Annotated in this window: 22 protein-coding genes; 11 read left to right on the top strand and 11 right to left on the bottom strand. The window is 66.7% G+C overall.

Annotated features, from left to right (window positions below; all coding sequences use genetic code 11):
* A complete protein-coding gene (locus ACFEMD_RS10210) occupies positions 1–729 on the top strand; it encodes a type 1 glutamine amidotransferase (protein WP_394740901.1) in 729 nt (242 codons plus the stop codon).
* 34 nt (positions 730–763) lie between these two features.
* On the opposite strand, the gene ACFEMD_RS10215 is transcribed toward ACFEMD_RS10210, so the two are convergent.
* The gene (locus ACFEMD_RS10215; protein ID WP_394740902.1) at positions 764–1738 is read right to left on the bottom strand and encodes an aldo/keto reductase; all 975 of its coding nucleotides are present in this window, start codon (positions 1736–1738) and stop codon (positions 764–766) included.
* Between the two features lie 148 nt (positions 1739–1886).
* Between ACFEMD_RS10215 and ACFEMD_RS10220 the strand changes: the two genes are divergently transcribed.
* The 3 genes from ACFEMD_RS10220 to ACFEMD_RS10230 are packed head-to-tail and all read left to right on the top strand — an operon-like array spanning position 1887 to position 5797.
* A complete protein-coding gene (locus ACFEMD_RS10220) occupies positions 1887–2534 on the top strand; it encodes a hypothetical protein (RefSeq protein WP_394740903.1) in 648 nt (215 codons plus the stop codon).
* Entirely contained in the window at positions 2531–3775 is a 1245-nt protein-coding gene (locus ACFEMD_RS10225) for a DCC1-like thiol-disulfide oxidoreductase family protein (RefSeq protein WP_394740904.1), read from the top strand. Before ACFEMD_RS10220 ends, ACFEMD_RS10225 begins: the two co-directional genes overlap by 4 nt.
* A gap of 48 nt (positions 3776–3823) precedes the next feature.
* Positions 3824–5797, top strand: a complete 1974-nt coding sequence (locus ACFEMD_RS10230; RefSeq protein WP_394740905.1) for a DUF460 domain-containing protein — start codon at positions 3824–3826, stop codon at positions 5795–5797.
* Positions 5798–5843: 46 nt separating this feature from the next.
* Here ACFEMD_RS10230 and ACFEMD_RS10235 read toward each other — a convergent pair whose 3' ends face one another.
* Positions 5844–6023 (bottom strand): DUF7470 family protein, encoded by a 180-nt coding sequence (locus ACFEMD_RS10235; protein WP_394740906.1) that lies wholly within the window; start codon positions 6021–6023, stop codon positions 5844–5846.
* Positions 6024–6147: 124 nt separating this feature from the next.
* On the opposite strand from ACFEMD_RS10235, the gene eif1A reads away from it, so the two are divergent.
* A complete protein-coding gene (gene eif1A / locus ACFEMD_RS10240) occupies positions 6148–6438 on the top strand; it encodes a translation initiation factor eIF-1A (protein WP_394740907.1) in 291 nt (96 codons plus the stop codon).
* Positions 6439–6538: 100 nt separating this feature from the next.
* Here the strand turns inward: eif1A and ACFEMD_RS10245 are convergent, their stop codons facing one another.
* From ACFEMD_RS10245 to ACFEMD_RS10270, 6 genes are all read right to left on the bottom strand, one after another.
* Entirely contained in the window at positions 6539–6820 is a 282-nt protein-coding gene (locus ACFEMD_RS10245) for a hypothetical protein (RefSeq protein ID WP_394740908.1), read from the bottom strand.
* 405 nt (positions 6821–7225) lie between these two features.
* Complete coding sequence (locus ACFEMD_RS10250) at positions 7226–8338, bottom strand: pyridoxal-phosphate-dependent aminotransferase family protein (protein ID WP_394740909.1); 1113 nt, start codon at positions 8336–8338, stop codon at positions 7226–7228.
* Positions 8339–8475: 137 nt separating this feature from the next.
* Entirely contained in the window at positions 8476–8745 is a 270-nt protein-coding gene (locus ACFEMD_RS10255) for a hypothetical protein (RefSeq protein ID WP_394740910.1), read from the bottom strand.
* Positions 8746–8872: 127 nt separating this feature from the next.
* Entirely contained in the window at positions 8873–9898 is a 1026-nt protein-coding gene (locus tag ACFEMD_RS10260; protein WP_394740911.1) for a DMT family transporter, read from the bottom strand.
* A 384-nt stretch (positions 9899–10282) separates the two neighbouring features.
* Positions 10283–10993 (bottom strand): twin-arginine translocation signal domain-containing protein, encoded by a 711-nt coding sequence (locus ACFEMD_RS10265; protein ID WP_394740912.1) that lies wholly within the window; start codon positions 10991–10993, stop codon positions 10283–10285.
* Positions 10994–11120: 127 nt separating this feature from the next.
* Complete coding sequence (locus tag ACFEMD_RS10270) at positions 11121–12353, bottom strand: MFS transporter (protein WP_394741051.1); 1233 nt, start codon at positions 12351–12353, stop codon at positions 11121–11123.
* Positions 12354–12466: 113 nt separating this feature from the next.
* Here ACFEMD_RS10270 and ACFEMD_RS10275 point away from each other — a divergent pair, with 113 nt between their 5' ends.
* On the top strand, positions 12467–13807 hold the full coding sequence (locus ACFEMD_RS10275; RefSeq protein ID WP_394740913.1) for an O-acetylhomoserine aminocarboxypropyltransferase/cysteine synthase family protein: 1341 nt from the start codon (positions 12467–12469) through the stop codon (positions 13805–13807).
* 3 nt (positions 13808–13810) lie between these two features.
* On the top strand, positions 13811–15019 hold the full coding sequence (gene metX / locus ACFEMD_RS10280) for a homoserine O-acetyltransferase MetX (protein WP_394740914.1): 1209 nt from the start codon (positions 13811–13813) through the stop codon (positions 15017–15019).
* A gap of 54 nt (positions 15020–15073) precedes the next feature.
* On the opposite strand, the gene ACFEMD_RS10285 is transcribed toward metX, so the two are convergent.
* Together ACFEMD_RS10285 and serB are read right to left on the bottom strand one after the other, a co-directional pair.
* The gene (locus ACFEMD_RS10285) at positions 15074–15454 is read right to left on the bottom strand and encodes a hypothetical protein (RefSeq protein ID WP_394740915.1); all 381 of its coding nucleotides are present in this window, start codon (positions 15452–15454) and stop codon (positions 15074–15076) included.
* 92 nt (positions 15455–15546) lie between these two features.
* Positions 15547–16191 carry a phosphoserine phosphatase SerB gene (gene serB / locus ACFEMD_RS10290; RefSeq protein ID WP_394740916.1) on the bottom strand — a complete coding sequence of 215 codons (645 nt, stop codon included), beginning with the start codon at positions 16189–16191 and terminating at the stop codon, positions 15547–15549.
* A 130-nt stretch (positions 16192–16321) separates the two neighbouring features.
* Between serB and ACFEMD_RS10295 the strand changes: the two genes are divergently transcribed.
* On the top strand, positions 16322–17050 hold the full coding sequence (locus ACFEMD_RS10295; RefSeq protein ID WP_394740917.1) for a hypothetical protein: 729 nt from the start codon (positions 16322–16324) through the stop codon (positions 17048–17050).
* A gap of 54 nt (positions 17051–17104) precedes the next feature.
* Here the strand turns inward: ACFEMD_RS10295 and ACFEMD_RS10300 are convergent, their stop codons facing one another.
* Positions 17105–18304: a mechanosensitive ion channel family protein gene (locus ACFEMD_RS10300; protein WP_394740918.1), complete on the bottom strand. Its 1200-nt coding sequence runs from the start codon at positions 18302–18304 to the stop codon at positions 17105–17107.
* A 164-nt stretch (positions 18305–18468) separates the two neighbouring features.
* Here ACFEMD_RS10300 and ACFEMD_RS10305 point away from each other — a divergent pair, with 164 nt between their 5' ends.
* The 3 genes from ACFEMD_RS10305 (at position 18469) to hisI (ending at position 21524) form a co-directional block, all read left to right on the top strand.
* On the top strand, positions 18469–19365 hold the full coding sequence (locus ACFEMD_RS10305; protein WP_394740919.1) for an EamA family transporter: 897 nt from the start codon (positions 18469–18471) through the stop codon (positions 19363–19365).
* An 83-nt stretch (positions 19366–19448) separates the two neighbouring features.
* Positions 19449–21035, top strand: a complete 1587-nt coding sequence (gene serA / locus ACFEMD_RS10310) for a phosphoglycerate dehydrogenase (protein WP_394740920.1) — start codon at positions 19449–19451, stop codon at positions 21033–21035.
* A 123-nt stretch (positions 21036–21158) separates the two neighbouring features.
* Positions 21159–21524 (top strand): phosphoribosyl-AMP cyclohydrolase, encoded by a 366-nt coding sequence (gene hisI / locus ACFEMD_RS10315; RefSeq protein WP_394740921.1) that lies wholly within the window; start codon positions 21159–21161, stop codon positions 21522–21524.
* Position 21525: the final 1 nt, after the last annotated feature.

The raw sequence follows: 21525 nt of genomic DNA on the forward strand, positions 1-21525 counted from the left end.
ATGGGAGAGATACAACTCGCGCTGTTGAACGCGGCTCACGAGGCGACCGATACACGACGAAACTTCCGCCGGGAGCTCGACGCCGAGTTGACGGAGTTTCACTGCCCGTCCGGCGAGTTTCCCGACGACTTCCGCTACGACGGGTTCGTCGTCACCGGTTCGCGAGCGTCGGTCTACTGGGACCGGGAGTGGATCGGCCGGCTGAAGACCTGGACTGGCGACGCGATCCGGGCCGGGTTACCGGCGCTCGGCGTCTGTTACGGACACCAGCTCCTTGCGGACGTGATGGGCGGCCGCGTCAAAGCCATGGGCGAGTACGAGATCGGGTACCGGACGGTCGAACAGGACGGTGCGAATCGCCTTCTCGAGGGCGTCGACCGAACGATGACCGTCTTTACCACTCACTCCGACCACGTCTGCGAGGAACCGCCCGGTGCGACGGTGTTCGCGAAAAACGAGTACGGGATCCACGGCTTCCGGAAGGACCGCGTCTTCGCCGTGCAGTTTCATCCGGAGTACGACATGGAGATGGCCGAATCGGTCACCGCGGGAAAGTCCGATCAGCTCCCCGAGGAGCGTATCGACGCGGTTCTCGAGGGGATCGACGCCGGAAACTACGACGCGGCCTGCGAGGCAAAACGGCTGTTCGATAACTTCCTCGCGTACGTAGAAGAGATCCAGGCGAAACGACTCGCAGCGGACGGCGGACCGAACGAGCCGTCCCGCTGACTGCGACCGGCGGGGTGTCACCGGGGATGTCGATTCAGTCGTGCCCGTAGACCGGCACCGGCTCGTACGGCTCCTCGAGGTACTCGACGTCCGAGTCGGAGAGCGAAATCTCGAGCGCCTCCACGGCCTCCTCCAGGTGTTCGACGCTCGAGGTACCGACGATCGGCGCGGTCGTGTTCTCGTTCTCGAACTGCCAGGCCAGCGCGATCTGGGCCATCGTGACGCCGCGGTCGTCGGCGAGCTCTCCCACCCGTTCGTTGATCGCCTCGCTTGCCGGGAACTCGTGGTAGGGGACGCCGGCGTTCTCGACCTCGTGGTCGGCCCGCGTCGTCGACCGGAACTCCTCGTGGGGCCGAGCGAGATATCCCGCGCCGAGGGGGCTCCAGGGCATCGTGGCGACGTCGTAGTCGTCGCAGACGGGGAACATCTCGCGTTCCTCCTCGCGGTAGGCCAGGTGGTAGAGGTTCTGCATGGTCTCGAACGGCGCGAGCCCCTCGCGCTCGCTCACCCGTCTGGCCTCGAGAAACTGGTGGGCCCACATCGAGGATGCCCCGAGGTGACGGACCTTCCCGCGACGGACGGCGTCGTCGAGGGCGCGCATCGTCGTTTCGATCGGCGTGTCGTAATCCCAGCGGTGGATCTGGTAGAGGTCGAGCGTGTCCATCCCGAGCCGATCGAGGGAAGCCTCGAGCTCCTGCTCGATCGTCTTCCGTGAGAGCCCCTCGGCGTTTCGGTGGTCGTTCGCGCCCGGAAAGCGGACCTTCGAGGCGACGACGAACTCGTCGCGGTCGTAGTCGGCCAGCACGTCGCCGAGGATCGCCTCGCTCTCACCCGCCGAGTAGACGTTGGCGGTGTCGAAGAAGTTGATCCCCAGGTCGATCGCGCGCTCGAGGAGTTCCCGTCCCTCCTCCTCGTCTAACATCCAGTCCTGACCGCTGCCGAAGCTCATACAGCCGAGACAGATCTTGCTCACGGTCGTCCCGGTCGAACCGAGCGTCGTGTACTCCATCGAACCGATCGATGGCCGTCGCGTCCAAATACCTACCGCTGTTGCACTCTCGTTATCTTTTCGACGTCTAAAATTTACGCATCAAACGCTCAGCCCCCAGAAAACCTATATATTCGGTTTTAGTAAGACGGGACAGTGATCCGTATTGTTGGATAGTTTATCTGACCTCACGGCCGTCCTCTTCCCCGCCGTGTACGTGCTGTTCTTTCTGGGAACGCTCGGTATTCTCGCGTTCGCCCGCCGTCGATACGCTCGCGAGGTTTGGCTCGCGGGGTTCTTTACGACGCTGCTGGTCGTCACGCTGGTCGGCATGCCGCTGCTTCCGGTCGTCGACATGCACAAGTTCGCCCAACCGTCCGAGGAGGAAGAGACCTACTACGAGATTCGGATGGTCGACGCGTCGGGTGAGGAACTCTGGTTCGACGACCGCTCGACGCCGCCGACGACGGGTACCCGAACGTCGACGGTCGCCGGTCAGATGGCCGACGAGTACACCGACGAACAGCGCCTCGAGATGGGCGAGTTCTACCTCGAAAACGCCAAGGAACACCGGCACGCGGTCGAGTCCGGCGACAGGTCGGTCACCGATCGGCTGCAGCCGCCGCGGTACGTCGACGACCGGGCCTGGACCGCCGCGGAGCTCGAGGGCCACGAGGCGTTCGAGGCGATCCGGATCTACGAGCGCACGGTGATCTACAGCGACGACAACACGGCGGTCGAATCGAACGAGGAGCGACCCCGGGTGACGATCGATCCGACCGACGGAACCGTCACCGAACACGAGGAGAGCCGATGAGCGCGTTCGTCAACTACGTCGCCGACGACGGCCGCGCCTCACCGCTCAACCTCGCCGTCGTCCGCGTGTTGCTTGGGATGTACGTCATCTGGCGCGTGCTCTCGCTCGAGTGGGCGGCCTACGGGGAGTGGCCGGAGTTCCACGTCGACGAGACGATCGGCTTCCTCCACCAGGATCTCTTCTTTGCGCTGTTGCCCTACCAGCAGTGGGTCGTCGCCGCCCTGTTGGTGCTGTTCGTCGTCGGCTACCGGACCCGCTGGACCGGCGGCCTCGCGAGTCTCCTGTTGATGCACATGCTCTCGGTCAAGGCGACGATCTACCTGGCCGGAACCGTCGAGTCGCTGTTCGTCTGCTCGTACCTGATCCTCATGTTTGCGCTGTTCGCCGAGGACGACCGACTGTCGGTCGACGCGCTCCGCAGAACCGGCGACCGCTCGCTCGAGGAACTGAACGCCGTCCTGACCGACGAGACTAACCGGGTCTACAGGATGCGCGCACTCAAGTGGGGACTGCTCGCGGTCGCGATCATCTACGTCGGTTCGGCCTGGGGGAAGGCGCTGAACGGCCCGCTCGAGATCTGGTTCTCGGGGGCCGAACTCCAGCGGGACATCCTCTTTAACCGCGAGATGACCGGTATCGAACGCGCCGCCGGCGCCCCGATCGTCGAGAACGAGCTTCTGGCGTGGGTCGGCTTCGTCGGCACCGCGGCGGTTCAGGTGTCGCTGTTCGTCGCTGCGGTCCTCGGGCTCTCGGTGACGCTTCCGATCCTCGGAATAATCGGCTTCCACGTCTCGGTGATTCTCACCCTGGGGCTGTACTTCATCGACATGATCCTCGTCCTCTCGCTGTTCGCCGCCTGGGACGGGGCCTACCGACGGCTCGCGGCCGACGCGGACGACGAGGCGACGGTGGTGTACGACGATCGTTGCCGCGTCTGCACCCGGGCGCTCGTCCCCTTCGTCCACCTCGACAGCACCGACTCGGTTCGGTTCGTTCCGCGATCCGACGCCCCTGCCGAGCTGGCCGACCGCGAGGCGGCGCTGTCCCTGTCTCACGACGGCGAGGTCTCCGAGGGATACGAGGCGTTCCGTCGGCTTCTCGGGCGGTTTCGGCTGTTGGCGCCGATCGCGTGGGGGCTGGGAGTATCGCCCGTCCGGGCGGTCGGAACCCGCGTCTACGAGCGCGCCGTCCCCGACCGTCGTCGACGTCCCTCGGACGCGCCGGAACCCGGCCGCTCCTGACCCGTTCCCCGCGTCGGATTTATACCCGGGTCGACCCTATGGCCCGCCGTGAGCACGCGAACGAGTGCGCTCGACGCGGTCGTCTTCGGCGTCGACGTCCAAAGCGGCGACGTGCGCGGGGACGCGCCGTCGTACGCCCTGGTCGTCTACGACGGCGAGGACGTCACCCGGGACGTCGTCACGCACCGGAAACTCAGACGGTTGATCGACGACGAGGAGCCGGCCATCGTCGCCACCGACAACATGTACGAGCTCGCGGCGGACAAGGATCAGCTGATCCACTTCCTGGGTTCGCTGCCCGCCGGGACGAAGCTCGTCCAGGTGACGGGCGCCGAACAGCCCGAGCCGCTCTCTCGCGTCGCGAAACGTCACGGGATCCCCTACGGTAAGCAGCCGATGAAGGAGGCCGAGGCCGCGGCTCGGCTGGCGGCCCACAACGTCGGCCACGAGGTTTCGGCGTTTACCGACACGACGACGGTCAAGGTCTCGAGGGGCCGCTCGACCGGCAGCGGCGGCTGGAGCGAGGACCGCTACACCCGCCGCATCCACGGCTCGGTCAGGAAACGGGCCCGCGAGGTCGAGTCCGAACTCGAGGACGCGACCCTCGAGTTCGAGCGCGAGGTGCGGGAAGCCTACGGCGGCTTTGCAAACGCTGTTTTCACCGTCGAGGCCCGCCCGCAGGACATTCCGGTCTCGCGGAACCGCTCGGGCGACGTTCGGGTCGAGATCGAACGCGAGCGCCGCGACGGGATCGAGTTCCGCCCGCTGGCCAAGCGCCGGGACCACGTCGTCGTCGGCATCGATCCGGGGACGACGACCGCGGCCGCGATCGTCTCACTCGAGGGAGAGGTACTGGACGTCTGGAGCTCCCGCACGAGCGACACCGCGGACGTGATCGAGTGGATCGTCGAACGGGGTCGACCGATCATCGTGGCCGCGGACGTGACGCCGATACCCGAGACGGTCGAGAAGTTCCGCCGGAGCTTCGACGCCGCGGGCTGGGTTCCCGACAGCGATCTGCCGATCGACGAGAAACAACACCGGACCCGCGAGCACTCATACGACGACGACCATCAGCGGGACGCGATGGCTGCCGCGCTGTTCGCCGTCGACGCCCACGAGAGTCAGTTCGAGCGCATCGCCGAGCGGATCCCGCCGGGGATCGACCGCGGCGAGGTCACGGCGCGGGTCGTCGCGGGCGAGGAGAGCGTCGAGGCCGTCCTGACCGACCTGACCGAGGACGACGGCGCCGAGGAGGAGTCGACCGAGCACGAGCCCCGCGAGTTGACCGAGGAGGAACGGAAGATCAAGGACCTGAAGACACAGGTCGAACGGCTTCAGTCCCACGTCGGAACCCTCGAGGACCGACTCGAGGAGAAAGACGAGCGCATCCACGAACTCGAGAACAGCCTCAGCGGCGCCCGCCGCCAGGAGCGAAAGGAGGTCCGGCGGGACCGGGAAGTCTCCCGACTCGACCGCAAGGCCGACCGCCTCGAGCGCGAGCGCGACGAGGCCCGCGAGGAGGCCGAGGCGCTCGAGGAGAAAGTCGAGCGGATGAAGGCGCTCTGGAAGCTCGATCACTCGAACTTCAGCGACGTCTCCGCGAAGAAGGAGGGGCTCGTTCCCGTCAAGGTCGTCGAGAAGTTCACCAAGGGAGCGATCCGCGAGGCCGACGAGCAGTACGGCATCGCTGCCGGCGACGTTGTCCATCTCCGGGACGCCAGCGGCGCGGGTCGGTCGACCGCAAAGCTGCTCGCGGGGTTCGAACCGCGAGTCGTGTTGAAGGAGGGGGGGCTCTCTGACGTAGCCGACGAGATCCTCTTCGAGGCCGAAATTCCCGTCGGTCCGGCCGACGACGTCGCGATGCAGGAGGTCGACGAGCTTGCGGTCGCCCGCGAGGAGGACGTCGAGGCCGTGATCGACGACTGGCACGGCCACGCCGAGGAGCGTACTCGCGATCGGAAGGCGGAGATGGTCGATCAGCTCATCAGCGAACATCGCGCGGGCGACAACGAGGTGTAGGTGTAACCCCACTCCGGGCTCGAGGCGAGGTCGACGAACCGGCCGTTCACATCATGCCGAACTGCCGGAACACGCTCGAGACGAGCGCTTTCACGGCCAGACCGATTCCGACCAGAACGAGCGCCAGCCCGGCGGCGACCAGGAGACTCTCGTAGGCGATAACGGCGAGACCGACCAGCAAGAGCGCGATACCGGCGATTCCGAGCGGACCGAGATGCCTCAGCATACGCTGGACTGGTCAGGGCAGAGAGATAAACGACGTGGTTCGTCACGGGTACAGACCAGCAATCGGGGCGATTCGGCCGGAAAATCGATAAAGGATTAAACCGATCGAACGCGAAGCCCGCGATATGAGCGACGACGGTGACGGCGGTCGGAACGACCTTCGGATGCCCGACGACGACGAGGTGTTCGCGACCGTGACCGACATGCTCGGAGCGAACCGCGTCAAGGTACGGTGTGCCGACGGAACCGAACGGACCGCACGCATCCCCGGAAAGATGCAAAAGCGCATCTGGATCCGCGAGGACGACGTCGTCCTCGTCGATCCCTGGGACTGGCAGGACGAGAAAGCCGACATCACCTGGCGCTACGAGAAGAGCGAGGCCGATCAGCTCCGGCGCGAAGGTCACATCCAGTAACTTCGGTTTTTGCGCTTCGTTCGCGTGCTCCTCGAGCGTCGCAGCGACGGCGTCGCTTCGCTCACGTTCTTCGGGACCGACAGTCGGCAAAATAGCGGCGTTATCGGGCGTCGACACGGATTTCGACGGTGCCGATACCGGGCACCTCGAGCTCGGTCATCCGGCCGTGGAGTTCACGGGCCAGCGCCGGCGCTCCGAGTCGGAAGACCAGCGCCGCGGCCACAACGGCGCCGACGGCGGCGGCGACGGTTAGCGGGTAGCTGATCGCGACGAGCAACCCCATCGCCGCGAGGACGAAGAGGAGCGCGCCGCCGATCGAACCCGACCTCGCGGTTCGGTCTCGAGTCGACTCGGCCGACTGGGGGTGGAAGTATCGCGTCATGAGTGGTTTCGGTTCGAAGTACACACTCGACGCTTATAACCTTTCACCCTTCTGGTACTTTTAGATACGTGCTATCATGTAACATTCGATGATTTCGTATCATGATGGCCTATAGAACCACGTAACGAGTACCATGGTATCCTCTCCCTGTATTTCGAAATAGTTACAAATAGTGCCGGAACGATCATGTGGAACCGCCGATTCGGACGAACGGCGCGATCGCTCGAGGGGCTCGAGTCTCCAAACTCGAGTCGAAACGAGGGCGGAAAACGAGGTCGTAGATCCGAACGGTCGGTCGTGGCGTGGCCGACGAGCGACCGGCGATTCGGACGGGCTGCTGTGACTGCGTACCGGAGCCCCCGCGGGACGGCTCGCGATCTCGGACCCGACGTGCGGAGATCCGTCTCAGAGATCGGCGACGTCCTCGATGGCGTCGGTCAGCGCCTCGATGCTCTCGACGTCGTGTTCGCCCATGTGGCCGATGCGGAACGTCTTCTCCCCGAGCTGTGAGCCGTAGCCGTTCGAGAAGGCGAAATCGTACTTCTCGCTGACGGTTTCGATGGTCCCGGCGACGTCGATCCCCTGCGTGTTCTCGATACAGCTCACCGTCTGGGACTCGTAGCCCTCCTCGGGGAACATCCCGAAGTGGTCGCGGGCCCACTCGCGGGTGTACTCGGCCATTTCGTGGTGTCGCTCGTCGCGGGCCTCGTGACCCTCATCGAGCATGTGTTTCATCTGTTTGCGGTAGGCGAGCATGATCGGGATCGCCGGCGTGGAGTGGGTCTGGCCCTTGCGGTCGTAGTAGTCGATCGTTCGCTGGAAGCCGCCGTACCACGACGCGGAGTCCGTCTCGAGTTCGCGCTCGTAGGCCTCGTCGCTGACGGCACAGATCGCCAGTCCGGGCGGCATCGCGAACGCCTTCTGGGAGGACGCGAAGATGACGTCGACGTTGTGCTCGTCGATATCGACGTAGTCACCGCCCAGCGACGAGACGGCGTCGACGACGAAGTAGGTGTCGGGGTACTCGGCGACGACGTCGCCGATCTCCTCGATCGGGTTCCGAACCCCGGTCGAGGACTCGTTCATCACGCAGGCGACGACGTCGTAGTCGGTGTCGCTCGTCTCCAAGGTCTCGCGGATATCCTCGGGTTTGACCGCCCGCCCCCAGTCGTACTCGAGTCGGTCGACGTTCTTTCCGAGGCGCTCGGCAACGTTGGCGTGGCGTTCGCTGAAGCTCCCGCAGGTTGCGACGAGGATGTTCTCGTCGACGAGGTTGAGCGTCGAGGCCTCCCAGAACTCGGTTCCTGAAGCGGTGAGAACGACGACGTCGTTGTCGGTGCCGAGGAACTCCTTCGTGTCCTCGACGACGGTCGTATAGAGGTCGGTCATCCGGTCCATCCGGTGGCCGAACATCGGCTCGGACATCGCCTCGATGACGTCCTCACGCACCTCGGTCGGACCGGGAATGTACAGCGTCTTGTCGGGATAGTCGTCTCCGTATTCGCGTTTTTCGGTCACGTAACCACCTGAGTACGGTCCACTGGGTCGCGAGGCGGTATGGTAGTTGTGGATGGCACAGGACCGGAACCGTCGTCGTCGGTCCGGACCGAACGGGGCGGCCGTCGCCTCGACGACGGTCCGTCCGACGCGTCGTCTCACTCGTCGACCCAGCCGTAATCCGGCGTCTCGTCGTCCGCAAGATCGTCGGCTCGGTTCCGATCGGCGTCGGCAGCGGCAGCGCCGTCCGTCGGCGAGCGGTCGCAGTACTCACAGCGGTCGGCGTCGACCGCCATGCGAGCGCCACAGTTCGGGCAGTTCGTCTTCGGCTCCGCCGCGGTTTCGTCACCGCCGACCGTCTCGAGGACGCGGTCGAACTCCGCGTAGAAGAGCACCAGTTCGATCAGTCCGAACGCCGTGACGAACACGGCCGTTCCGAGGTCGTCGACGTCCGAACCGACGAGCGTACCGGTGGGAACAGCGGTCGTCGTGCGACCCGATCGCTCGACCTGCAGTGCACGTCTTGTCGTCCGCCGAACGGACGATCGCCGCCGATCAGTCCGCCGACCGCGCCTGGCCGGCGTAGCTGTCGGTACCCGCGACGTAGACGTTGCCGTCGACGACGATGTCGCCGGCCCTGGCCGCCGCGGCCGCGGGTCGGGTCGGGCCGTAGCCGACCACGGGGGCGCCGAGCCTCCAGAGCGCGCCGATCTTACAGAGCGCGAAGCCGGCGATGATCAGCGCGAAGCCGGCGATCGTCGCGAGCGTGATCGTCTCGCCGAGCAGCGCCCAGCCGACGAGCGCCGCGATGACGGGCGAGGCGTAGTTGACGAGGCTGAGCTCGCTCGCGCCGACGCGCTCGAGCAGGACGAAGTACGCAAGGAAGCCGCCCGCGGTGGAGACGACCGCGAGGTACGCGAGCGCCGCGGTCGTCTCGGCCGTCAGCGCCGCACGGAGTCCGGCCGCGCTCTCGCCGGGGTGGGCGAAACTCAGCGTGTGAAGCATGGCGGCGCCGACGGCCATCGCCCATGTCTGGAGCGGGAGCAGCGGGAGCGTCCCTCGAGTGCGTTCGGTCAGCACTGAGCCGATCGCGAACACGAGCGCTGAGCCGAACAGGAGGGCGACGCCGACGACCTGTCCGTCGATGGAGCCACCCGAAAGCGCAATCATGATGACGCCGGCTAGTCCGAGCCCGAGCCCGACGACCGCCGGCGCTCGGATCCGCTCGCGGGGTAACAACGCCAGCGCGAGCGGGGGCGTCACGATCGGTGTCAGGCTGAGCACGATCGCCGCGACCGCGCTCGAGACGTACGACTGACCGAGGAACATGAGCCCGTAGTGGCCGCCGACGATGAGTCCGCCGGAGATGATGATCGTAACCCAGTCCGCCCTGGTTCGCGGTCGCCACTCGTAGCCGAGCGCGGCGATGGCCGCGACGAACAGGAGGACCGCGCCGTCGAGTCGGAGCGCGGCGAAGAGGATCGGCGGCAGCGTCTCCAGGCCGACCTCGACCGCGCCGAAGGCGGTCCCCCAGGCGACCGCGAGCGCAACGAAGAGGAAGATATCTCGCTGTGAAGTCATTTTAACACGAAACGGCCTGGGGGGATTTGTATTTTGATATCTGGCAGTAGAGTGGTGCTACGTACCGAATTCGGGGAGAGTTGCTAGCTATGAACACGGGAAGAACAGTGTATGTTAGTAACTGAGACGGAACGAATTTCCGGCACGAACGCTGGCGTCCTCGAGTCGCGGTACGCGATCGATCCGGCGGGTGAGCCGACGGCCGTCCCGCCGATCAGTCCGATACGTTTCAGTGTGAAAGGAACGCACGTGGCTGGCTCGCTCTTCGAGAGCCGTGAGAAACTCCTGGTCCCGTCACACTCGTCGCGCGGTCGCTCGAGGGAGCTGCCGCTTTAGGTCGTGGGCGCCGCAAAAATGGGTGAATCGTCGTGCGGGGCGAGCGAGTTACTCGTCGTCTTCGTCGTCGATGAGGTCGTCGTCGTCCTCACCGTTGTCTTCGTCGTCGGCGCCGTTCTCGTCGTCGACACCGTTTTCTTCGTCGTCGGCGCCGTTCTCCTCATCGTCGGCACCGTTCTCGTCGTCAGCGCCGTTCTCTTCGTCGTCGGCGCCGTTCTCCTCGTCGTCGGCGCCGTTCTCCTCGTCGTCAGCGCCGTTCTCGCCTTCCTCGATCTCGAAGGCGCCGCGCATCGCGTTCTCGTGGGGACGGCAGACGTACTCGGCCATATCATCGCTGGCCTCGAACTCGAGGAACTGGTCGTCGCCGCCTTCCTCGTCCTGGTCGGTCTCGTAGTCGTCGACGACGTCGTCGTCCTCGTCGACGATCTCGATGTTGTGGGCCGTACCGTCGCCCTCTTCCCAGCCGATCTCGTACTCCTCGCCTTCTTCGAGGATCAGCGTGGGGTTCTCCTCGCCGTCGATGTCCTCGGGCTCCTCGCCTTCCCAGCCGGCGGAGTCGCCGTAGAGGACGATGCGCTCGCCGGGCTCGATCTCGACGCCGTCGCCGTCGGCGCCGTTCTCGCCGTTCTCGCCGTTCTCGTCGTCGCCGTTCTCGTCGTCGTCGCCGTTGTCACCACAGCCTGCAACGAGCGTCGTCGCAGCCGCAGCACCCGTGACCTTCATCGCGGTCCGTCGCGAAATGCCGTTATCTCGTGTCATCACCGATGGGTTGGAACCGAGTACATAAAAATGGCAACCCTCCATCCGAGCGTCGCCATGGGGTCTCATACCACGGTTTACGGTAATATCGGCTGGACTGATTTATGCTCGAAATCAAAGATGTCCGTCAGTCGTCGCTACCGTCGCTCGCACGAAACGGCTCGCTGCGATCGACCGACAGTCGCAAGAAGAGGGGAACGGCGACGAGCGCGATCAGGATCTCGAGGCCGCCGACGGCGAGAAACGCCGAGCCGTAGCCGTAGCTGCCGGCAACGGTCCCGCCGATCAGGAATCCGCCGAGAAAGCCGAGACTCCCGGCGAGGTTGAAGCCGGCCATCGCGATTCCGCGCTCGCGCTCGTGTGCGATATCGGTAACCAGCGCCATCGTCGCCGGCGAGACCAGCGCGCCGAGGACGCCGACAGCGACCATCGCGGCGGCGGCGGTCGCGACCGTCGGCGCGGCGCCGACCGCGAGGATTCCGACGCCGTAACACAGCGAACCGACGACGATCGGGATCGTTCGACCGATCCGATCCGAGAGCACACCCATCGGGTACTGCAGCAGGGCGAAGGGAGCGAAGAAACACGCGAGCATGAGCCCGGTCGTCCCGGGGCCCAGCCCGAACGCGTCCTGGAAGTACAGCGTCCCGACGAGCGCGAAGAAGCCGGCCGTCAGCCGATCGACGAACCCGAACGCGTAGGGGATCGTCAGGGTCGGTCGCCGGCGAACGCCCTCGACGAGGGCTCGAGCGGATCGTCGACCTCCGCCGGTTCTGTCGGGGGCGAACGAGACCAGCGCGCCGACACAGACCAGCAGGGCGGACGCGACGACCAGCGGCGCCAGCGGGTTGAGTTCCGTCAGCTGTCCGCCGACTGGAGCGCCGAGGGCGGCTCCGAGCCCGATCGCGATCCCGGCCGCGCCCATGTTCCGTCCGTGACCCCCCTCGAGGTCCATCAGCATCGTCATCGTCAGCGAGAACGCGCCGATCGTCATCGCTCCCTGGAAGAGTCGCAGGACGAGCACGCCCTCGAACGGAACGTCTCCGAGGAGGGGGGCGGCGGCGAGGGCGGCGTAGCCGACCGCGCCGGCCAGCGCGCCGGCGACGATGAAGGGACGGCGACGGCCCGCCGCGTCGCTCGCGAGCCCCCAGACCCCGACGAAGGCGACGTAGGCCGCGAACTCGCTCACCAGAAACCACATGCTCGCGTCCAGCGCGGTCTCGGCGAACGGCGAGGCCGTCGCCTCGGCGCCGAGCGTCTCGACGAGCGTCGCGACGCCGGGGTAGAGCAACAGCTGTGAGAACAGCACCGCGAAGACGACCGCCGCGAGGAGGATTCGATCGCGGTCACTCGAGTGCACGACCGCCGGTTCGCGCTCGTCGCCTAAGAAGCCGTTCGTCCGGACCGCTTCGGCCCTGCGGTTTTTGCCGTTACTGGGACGCATATGAACGTGGAGAAGTATGCGTACTAAACATGAGTGACGACGCGAGCGACGGGCGCAGCGATCGGGAGGGCTGTCGATTCGGGACGCGGAGCGTCCACGCCGGCCAGTCGGCGGATCCCGCGACGGGCGCGATGGCACCGCCGCTCTACCAGACGACCTCTTACGTTTTCGACGACGCCGACGCCGCCGCGGAGCTGTACGCCCTCGAGGGGGAGGGGTACATCTACTCGCGGATCGCCAACCCCACGGTACGAGTACTCGAGGACCGTCTGACCTCGCTGGAGGGCGGGGCGGGCGCGGTCGCGACCGGCAGCGGGATGGCCGCGCTCGACTCGGCGGTGTTGATCCTCGCCGAGGCGGGCGACAACGTGGTCTGCTCGACGGACACCTACGGCGGGACGACGGCGTACTTCTCGAAGACCGCCACTCGCCGGGACATCGAGACCAGGTTCGTCTCGACGCTCGAGTACGAGGCCTACGAGGCGGCGATCGACGAGGATACCGCGTTCGTCCACGTCGAGACGGTCGGCAACCCCTCGCTGGTGACGCCCGACTTCGAGCGCGTCGCCGAGATCGCCCACGACCACGGCGTCCCGCTCGTGGTCGACAACACGTTCGCGACGCCCGCGCTGTGTCGACCGCTCGAGCACGGCGCCGACGTCGTCTGGGAGTCGACGACGAAGTGGCTCCACGGCTCCGGAACGACGGTCGGCGGGATCCTCGTCGACGGTGGCTCCTTCCCCTGGGGGGAACACGGCTACGACGAGATCGCCGGTCAGAACCACGCCTACCACGACGTCGACTTCTCGCGGGACTTTCCGGAGGCCCCCTTCGCCGCGGCCGCGCGCTATCGCTCGCTGCGCAGCCTCGGCAACCAGCAGTCGCCGTTCGACGCCTGGCAGACCCTGCAGGGCCTCGAGAGCCTCCCCCTCCGGGTCGAGAAACACTGTGAGAACGCGGCGATCGTCGCCGACTACCTGAACGAACACGAGGACGTCGCCTGGGTCACCTACCCCGGACTGGAGTCCCATCCGACTCACGACAACGCATCCCAGTATCTCTCCGATTACGGCGGGATGATCGCGTTCGGGCTCGAGGGCGCGGGCGAGCGCGGCGGGTACGAGGCGGGCAAGACGTTCTGCGAGAACGTCGAGGTTGCCCAGTTCCTCGCGAACATCGGCGACGCGAAGACGCTGGTCATTCATCCCGCGAGTACGACCCACGGTCAGCTCACCCCCGAGGAACAGGAGGAGGCCGGCGTCACGCCGGATCTCGTCCGGATGTCCGTCGGGATCGAGGACCCCGCGGACATCCTCGCGGATCTCGAGGGAGCGATCGACGAAGCTACACGCGCGGCTCGCGAGGGGTAACCCGTGACGACGAAGGAGACGATCGACCTCGGCGAGTTCCAGTTCCAGTCGGGGGAGTCGATCCCGAGCCTCGAGGTCGCCTACGAGACGTACGGCGAGTTCGAGGGGGACAACGCAGTGTTGATCTGCCACGCCCTGACCGGCAGCGCACACGTTGCCCGTCGCCCCGACGCCGGCGACGGGACCGCGGGCCAGGCCCGTGCCTGGTGGGGCGACGTCGTCGGTCCCGGGAAGGCGATCGACACCACCGAGTACTACGTCGTCTGTGCGAACGCGCCGGGCTCGTGTTACGGGACGACGGGTCCCTCGAGCACGAACCCCGAGACGGGGGAGCCGTACGGGACCGACTTTCCGCCCGTGACGATCGGGGACTGGACCCGCGCCCAGCGACGGCTGCTCGACGAACTCGGCGTCGGCCGGCTCCACGCCGTCGTCGGCGGCAGCGTCGGCGGGATGAACGTGCTCGACTGGCTGCGCCGCTACCCCGACGACGTCGAGCGGGCCGCGGGGGTCGCCACGGCCGCCAGGCTCGACGCCCAGTGTCTCGCGCTCGACACCGTCGCCCGCCGGGCGATCACGAGCGATCCGAACTGGAACGGCGGTCACTACTACGGCGGGGCGGAGCCCGAGGAGGGACTGGCCCGCGCCCGGCAGATCGGCCACATCATGTACCTCTCGAAGACCTCGATGGCCCGGAAGTTCGGCCGCCGATCGGCCGGCCGCGAGACGGTCCAGGAGACCCCGCCCGACCCCGCGGCCGCCTTCTTCCCCTACCGCGAGGTCGAGTCCTACCTCGACTATCAGGCCGAGAAGTTCACCGATCGCTTCGACGCCAACAGCTACCTCTACCTGACGCGGGCGATGGACGACTTCGATCTCTCGGCCGGCTACGAGTCCGACGCCGACGCGCTGGCGGCGTTCGAGGGCGAGTTGCTCCTCCTCTCGTTTACCGGCGACTGGCACTTTACCGTCGAGCAGGCGGAGGTCGTCGCCGAGGCCGCCCGCGATGCCGACGTCAACGTCGCCCACCACGTTGTCGACTCCGACCACGGCCACGACGCCTTCCTCGTCGAACCCGAGAAGGTCGGGCCGCCGCTGTCGGAACTGCTCGAGACGGGCCTGTCCGGACGGACGATCACGGACACGAATCCCGAAATCGAGGACGAGAACGACTCGTTCGCGCCCGTGCACACGAGCCTCTTTTCGAAGTAACGGCGTCCTCGCAGTAATCGGTCGTTTCGCGCGTCGGACCGGGACTCAGCCTCGTTAATCGGCGTGGACGGCCGACGGCTGCTCGGCCGAAACGTACTGCTCGCCGAGCCGGCGGTCGTCGCGCCGTCGGTCCACCCACCGTCGCAGGTCCCGCGCGAAAAGCGAGAGACCGGTCAACCGAAGCAGTTGCTGGATCGGTCTCTGGGGCGAGCGAAACGCTGCGATCAGTGACCACATCGATCCCGCCGCGTAGGCGCCGAGCGCCGAGAAGGTCATGCCGAGGGTCAGAAACGTCGTGCCGTACACCATCCCGATCCCCATCGACGGGATGCTCGTCCCGAGGGGAACGCGGGCGCTCGCGTCCCGCAGCGTCGGGGCGAGAAAGAGAATCGAGAGCGTGCTGCCTATCATGAACACCAGGTCTTGCCACATCATCGAGACAACTTACTCGTCCCTGAGTAAATAACTCTCTTGGTATCGAAATGGCCCGTTACCGTAGAATTTCAGCGCTGGCGACGGCTCTCGCGCTACTCGCGGTCCAGCACGCCCTCGGCGAGTAACGTGTCACGGACCTCGGCCATCGAGTCGACGACGACCTCGCAGTGGGGCTCGACGGCGGGTTTCGGGTCGAACCCGATCGAGAGTCCGGCGACCCGCAGCATCGGCAGGTCGTTCGCCCCGTCGCCGACTGCGACGGTCTCCTCGAGTTCGGCGCCGACGTGGGTCGCGAGGTCCTCGAGGGCGGTGTCCTTGGTCCCCTCGATCAGCGAGCCCTCAACGTCGCCGGTAAGCTTACGGTCGGCCATCGGTAGCCGGTTCGAAACGATGTGGTCGACCGTCACCCCCTCGCGCCCGAGGGCGGCCTCGACGCCGCGCTCGAACCCGCCCGTGAGGATCGCGGTCGTGACGCCCGCGTCGTTCAGCGACTCGATCAGCGCCCCCGCCCCCTCGCGGAGTTCGACCTCGGCGAAGGCCGCGGCGACGGCTTCCTCCTCGAGTCCCTCGAGCAGCGCCGCTCGCTTGCGGAGGCTCTCGGCGTACTCGATCTCGTCGTTCATCGACCGTTCGGTGATCTCGGCCATCTCGTCGGCGACGCCACACTGTCTGCCAAGCAGGACGGTCATCTCGGAGTCCGAGAGCGTCCCGTCGAAATCGAACGCAACGACTGTCATCGCTCGCCCGTTGTGGGGCCCGGGATAAACCAGTTCAGGTTCCGCTCCGAGAGCGGTCAGACTCGTTCGGAGCCGCCTCGAGACGAACCGCACCCGAAAGCTGTTAGCGACGCGCTTCGACTGTCGCGCCATGTCAACGGAGAGACGACTCGAGTACGACAAGGGGCCGTCGCTCGAGGACGAACCCCGGGACGATGATCCGAACGACGGAGACGACCCGGAGTGCGCAGTCGAGCGCAGCGGCCGGCCGACGGTCGAGGCTCCAGCCTGGGCGGTCGGGGTGGCTTCGGGCGTGATCGCGTTCGCGGCAGTCTTTTTGATGAGCTACCAGCTCGCCGGGTCGATGTTCGGGACGGGGCTGTTCGCGCAGGTCGAGAACGAACCGAGCCGGTGGGTGATGTCGAGCTTTACGATGCTCGGCAGCCACGGTGCGGTGATCGTGGAGGGCGAGGAAGCGGCCCGCGGGCTGTACGCCCCGATGGGGATGTTCGCCTCTCACGTCTCGGCGCTGGTTCCGCCTCTCGTTCTCGGAGTCGTCGGCTACCTGCTCGCTCGATACGTTCGTCTCGAGACCCTCAGAGATGCCGGGATCCTCGTCGGAACGCTGACTGCGACCTACGTCGTTCCGCTGGTCGCCCTCGGGACGGTCACCCAGTGGGTGCCCGAGGAGAGCGACCCCGACGCCGGCGAGGTCGGCGCCGAACAGGAGGTCCTCTCGGTCGCCGTCGACGTGTCGATGGTGATCTCGACGACGCTCTCGGTCGCCCTGTTCGTTTCTCTCGGTGCTGCCGTCGCCGTCCTGCCGCGGCTGCTCGAGCGCGCGCCGATCGAAACGACGATCGACGACGGCTCCGCGTGAGCTGACCCGAGAACGTGTTCCATCGTGTCCCGCCCAACAGTCAGAAAGCGCCCCTTACTCGTCGGGACCCGGACCGCTCGGCGGCGACTCCGCGGGCTGGTCGGCTCCGTCCCCGCGTTCGTCGCGTCCGCCCGCCGGCTCGTCCGGTTCGCGGAAGTCGAGGCGCTGATCGGCATCGGCCGACTCCTCGAGGAAGGAGAGTTCGCGCTGGGGGAACGGGATCGTGATCCCCGCCTCGTCGAACCGATCGTAGATGCGGCGGTTGAGCTGATCGACGGCCCGGACCTCGGCCAGCGGGTGAGCGATGTAGGCCTGCAGTTCGAAGACGAGCGCGGAGTCGCCGAACTCACGAAACAGCACGCGCGGCCGCGGCGACTCGCGGATCATCGGTGAGTCCTCGCAGACGTCCATGGCGATCCGCTCGACGGTCTCGTAGTCGGTCCCGTACGCCGCCGTGATCGGGACGTCGATCCTGATGTGTCGTCGCGGTGCCGTCTGGTTGACGACCTGCGTCGAGTTCAACACGGCGTTGGGGACGGTGACCATCGTGTTCTCCGGGGTGAGGACCGTCGTCGACCGGATGCCGATATCGACGACCGTACCGCGCATCCCCTCCTCGAGCAGGATGACGTCGCCCGGCTTGTACGTGTTGTCGAAGTACAGCGCGATGCCGCCGATCAGGTTGCTGATCGCGTCCTGGGCGGCGAAGCCGATGATGATACCCAGCACACCCGCCGACGCCAGAAACGGCGTCACCTGCAGGTCCCAGATCGAGACGATCACCAGCGCGGCGACCGCGACCATCCCGATCGTCCAGAAGTTCTGGAAGATCGGGGCGAACTCGTAGTTGTTCTCGGAGCCGTTCGCGACCTCGAGCCAGCGGCTCCCGATTCGGATCGCCGCGCGCGCCCACAGCACCGTCAGCGCCGTCGCGACGGCGTTGCTGAGCAGCGACTCGGCTTCGACGACGCCGAACGCCTGGAGCGAGACGGAGATCCCGATCAGGAGGATCGAGATCGCAAGCGGCGTGTAGATCTCCTCGACGGCCGCCCGTCCGAACGTCGTCGGCGCGTCCTCGTCCAGCGGCCGAAGATACCGTCGGCCGGCCCAGTGGACGAGGCGAGCCAGCAGGTACGAGCCGACGATGATCAGCGAGAGCAACAGCCACTCCCACTCGAGCAGCGACGCCGATAGCGCCGGCTGGCTGGCGCCGTCGGGCTGTAGCCACCGCCACTGGTACGTCGGGAGGGACATCGAAGACGTGTAAGCCGTGGTTAGGGCGAGTAATATACTGTTGGATGTTGCACTCGAGGCTTTTTAATACGGGCGTCGAACCCCGCCGGTATCACAACGATGATCAGGACTCTGTCCCAACTGTTGTCAATGCCCAGTGAGGGGCGGACGGGTGGCGACGACGGATGACCGCCACGTCGCTCGAGGTCGTGGCACTTGCGCTGGTACCGGCGATCCTGTGGGGGCTCGCGCCGATCTTCGACAAGCGCGGGATGGCCAGCGGCGGCGGCTCGATCCAGGCCGCGCTGGTCGTCGTGGTCGTCCAGTTGCTGTGGTACTGGCTCGCGATCGCCGTTCTCTACGGGGAGTCGGCCTTCGCCGGACTGACCCTCGAGATCCTGGCGGTCTTCGCCTTCGCGGGCGTGATCGGCACGGCGCTCGGCCGGATCGCGATCTTCGTCGGCGTCGACAGGGTCGGTGCGAGTCTCAACAGCACGATTCTGAGCACGCGGCCGCTGTTCGCGACGCTGATCGCCCTCGTCGCCCTGGGCGAACCGCTCGGCCCGGTGACGGGGGCCGGGATCGTGATCCTCGTCGCCGGGCTCTCGACCCTGACGGTCTCGAGAGGCGGCGACCTCGGCGGCTGGACGCCGCGGGATCTGCTGTGGCCGATCCTGGCCGCCGCGACGTTTGCCGTCGCCAACGTTGCTCGCCGGTACGGGATGCTCGAGACGCCGATCTCGGCGCTCGAGGCCGTCGCGATCAACGAGACGGCCGGACTCGTCGCGCTGGTCGCCTACGCGCTCGCCGTCGGCGGGCGCGACGTCCTCGAGCGTCCTCGCGCCTCCTACCGCTACTTCGCCGTCAGCGGACTGCTGACGACGGTCGCGATGCTCTCGTTGATGGCTGCGCTCGGCCTCGAGGCGGGACGGATCGCCGTCGTCGACCCGCTGGTCGCGACCGCGCCCTTTTTTACGCTCGTGTTCGCCGCCGTGTTGCTTCGGGACCTCGAGCGGGTGACGAAGGGCGTCGTCGCGGGAGCGGTGCTGGTGGTCGTCGGCGCCGTCCTGATCACGATCTGAGGCAGTTTTTGCGGCCGGTAACGGTTTTTGCCACCCGTGCCGACAACGGAAGGGTTTACCCGTTCCAAGGCGGTGTCTCGCGCATGAAGGTGCTCGTTACGGACCCGATCGCGGACGCGGGTCTGGACGTTCTCAGAGACGCCGGCCACGAGGTCGAAACGGGGTACGAACTCGAGGGCGACGACCTGCTCGAAGCGGTGTCGGACGCCCACGGACTGATCGTTCGCTCCGGGACCGAGGTCGACGAGACGCTGTTCGAGGCCGCCGAGGAGCTCGTCATCGTCGGTCGGGCCGGAATCGGCGTCGACAACATCGACATCGAGGCCGCGACCGATCACGGCGTTATCGTCGCCAACGCGCCCGAGGGCAACGTCCGCGCGGCCGCCGAACACACCGTCGCGATGGCGTTCGCGACCGCCCGCTCGGTCCCGCAGGCCCACATCCGCCTGAAGAACGGCGAGTGGGCCAAAAGCGACTACCTCGGCGCCGAACTCGACGGCAAGACCCTGGGCGTCGTCGGCCTGGGTCGGGTCGGTCAGGAGGTCGCGAAGAAGCTCGACTCGCTGGGAATGGACGTCGTCGCCTTCGATCCCTACATCTCCGAGGAGCGCGCCGATCGGCTGGGCGCCGAACTCGTCGACTTCGAGCCGTGTCTCGAGCGCGCGGACTTCCTGACGATCCACACCCCCCTCACGCCGGAGACCGAGGGGATGATCGGCCCCGAGGAGCTCGACCTGCTCGAGGACGGCTACCTCGTCAACGTCGGCCGCGGCGGGATCGTCCAGGAGGATGCCCTCGCCGCGAAGGTCGAGGACGGGACCCTCTCGGGTGCCGCGCTCGACGTCTTCGCGGAGGAGCCCCTGGCCGAGGACTCGCCGCTACTGGAACACGACGACGTCATCGTCACGCCCCACCTCGGCGCCTCGACGGAGGCCGCCCAGGAGAACGTCGCCGTCTCGACGGCCGAGCAGGTCGCCGCCGCGTTCCTCGACGAACCGGTGGCAAACGCCCTGAACGCCCCCTCGATCGACGAGAGTGCGTTCCCCCGCGTCAAACCCTACATCGACATCGCCGAGACCGCGGGCAAGGTCGCCGCCCAGCTGCTCGAGGGTCGCACCGAGCGCGTCGAGGTCTCCTACGAGGGCGAGATCGCCGACGAGGACCTGGAGTTCGTCACCGCCTCGGCGCTCAAGGGCGTCTTCGAACCGCTCGAGTGGCAGGTCAACGCGGTCAACGCCCCCCAGATCGCCGAGGATCGGGGCGTCGAGGTCACCGAGTCGAAGACCCGCCAGGCCGCCGACTTCCAGAGCCTGATCTCGGTGACCGTCGGCAACGGTGACGACGAGATCTCGGTCGACGGGACGCTGTTCGCCGGCGAGGACCCCCGGATCGTCCGGATCGACGGCTACCGCGTCGACGCGATCCCCCACGGGAAGATGGTCGTCACCCGAAACACCGACGAGCCGGGCGTCATCGGCCTCATCGGCAGCGTGATGGGCAAGTACGGCGTCAACATCGCGGGGATGTTCAACGCCCGCGAGACGATCGGCGGGGAGGCCCTGACGGTGTACAACGTCGACGGACTGGTTCCCGAGGAGGCGAAGCGGGAACTCAACGAGGACGAGCGGATCCTCGGCGTCGACTACATCGTGCTGAACGGCCAGTCGTAGCGACGCGAGTTCGGATCGCTTTTCGTCGAACCAGTTCGGGACTCCGCGGCTCGAGTCGATCGATCGCCCCCTGGACCGACCGACTGCAAAAGATCTATCGCCGGCACGGCCCTCGAGTCGCCTATGGACGAGATCGCGGTCGACTTCGGCGAGGACGGACTCGTGCCGGCCGTCGCACAGGACGCCGAGACCGGCGAGGTGTTGATGCTCGCCTACGTCTCCCCGGAGGCTCTCGAGCGAACCCGCGAGACGGGGCGGGCCCACTACTACTCGCGCAGCCGGGACGAACTCTGGGAGAAGGGCGCGACGAGCGGCCACACCCAGGACGTCGCGGAAGTCCGGGTCGACTGCGACGCCGACACCCTGCTGTACCTGGTCGACCAGGCGGGCGGGGCCTGTCACACCGGCCACCGCTCCTGTTTCTACCGCACGATCGAGGGGGAGAACGTCGGCGAACGCGTCTTCGATCCGGAGGCCGTCTACGAGTAAG

This window comes from Natronococcus roseus, from assembly GCF_043677095.1.
In the GTDB taxonomy this organism is placed as follows: Archaea; Halobacteriota; Halobacteria; order Halobacteriales; family Natrialbaceae; genus Natronococcus; species Natronococcus roseus.

What these genes read in the sequence shown, in the direction of transcription:
- ACFEMD_RS10210 (WP_394740901.1), top strand. Translation starts at nt 1, where the DNA reads ATGGGAGAGATACAACTCGCGCTGTTGAACGCGGCTCACGAGGCGACC.
- ACFEMD_RS10215 (WP_394740902.1), bottom strand. Translation starts at nt 1,738, where the DNA reads ATGGAGTACACGACGCTCGGTTCGACCGGGACGACCGTGAGCAAGATC.
- ACFEMD_RS10225 (WP_394740904.1), top strand. Translation starts at nt 2,531, where the DNA reads ATGAGCGCGTTCGTCAACTACGTCGCCGACGACGGCCGCGCCTCACCG.
- ACFEMD_RS10235 (WP_394740906.1), bottom strand. Translation starts at nt 6,023, where the DNA reads ATGCTGAGGCATCTCGGTCCGCTCGGAATCGCCGGTATCGCGCTCTTG.
- eif1A (WP_394740907.1), top strand. Translation starts at nt 6,148, where the DNA reads ATGAGCGACGACGGTGACGGCGGTCGGAACGACCTTCGGATGCCCGAC.
- ACFEMD_RS10245 (WP_394740908.1), bottom strand. Translation starts at nt 6,820, where the DNA reads ATGACGCGATACTTCCACCCCCAGTCGGCCGAGTCGACTCGAGACCGA.
- ACFEMD_RS10260 (WP_394740911.1), bottom strand. Translation starts at nt 9,898, where the DNA reads ATGACTTCACAGCGAGATATCTTCCTCTTCGTTGCGCTCGCGGTCGCC.
- ACFEMD_RS10265 (WP_394740912.1), bottom strand. Translation starts at nt 10,993, where the DNA reads ATGACACGAGATAACGGCATTTCGCGACGGACCGCGATGAAGGTCACG.
- ACFEMD_RS10275 (WP_394740913.1), top strand. Translation starts at nt 12,467, where the DNA reads ATGAGTGACGACGCGAGCGACGGGCGCAGCGATCGGGAGGGCTGTCGA.
- ACFEMD_RS10285 (WP_394740915.1), bottom strand. Translation starts at nt 15,454, where the DNA reads ATGATGTGGCAAGACCTGGTGTTCATGATAGGCAGCACGCTCTCGATT.
- serB (WP_394740916.1), bottom strand. Translation starts at nt 16,191, where the DNA reads ATGACAGTCGTTGCGTTCGATTTCGACGGGACGCTCTCGGACTCCGAG.
- ACFEMD_RS10295 (WP_394740917.1), top strand. Translation starts at nt 16,322, where the DNA reads ATGTCAACGGAGAGACGACTCGAGTACGACAAGGGGCCGTCGCTCGAG.
- ACFEMD_RS10300 (WP_394740918.1), bottom strand. Translation starts at nt 18,304, where the DNA reads ATGTCCCTCCCGACGTACCAGTGGCGGTGGCTACAGCCCGACGGCGCC.
- ACFEMD_RS10305 (WP_394740919.1), top strand. Translation starts at nt 18,469, where the DNA reads ATGACCGCCACGTCGCTCGAGGTCGTGGCACTTGCGCTGGTACCGGCG.
- serA (WP_394740920.1), top strand. Translation starts at nt 19,449, where the DNA reads ATGAAGGTGCTCGTTACGGACCCGATCGCGGACGCGGGTCTGGACGTT.
- hisI (WP_394740921.1), top strand. Translation starts at nt 21,159, where the DNA reads ATGGACGAGATCGCGGTCGACTTCGGCGAGGACGGACTCGTGCCGGCC.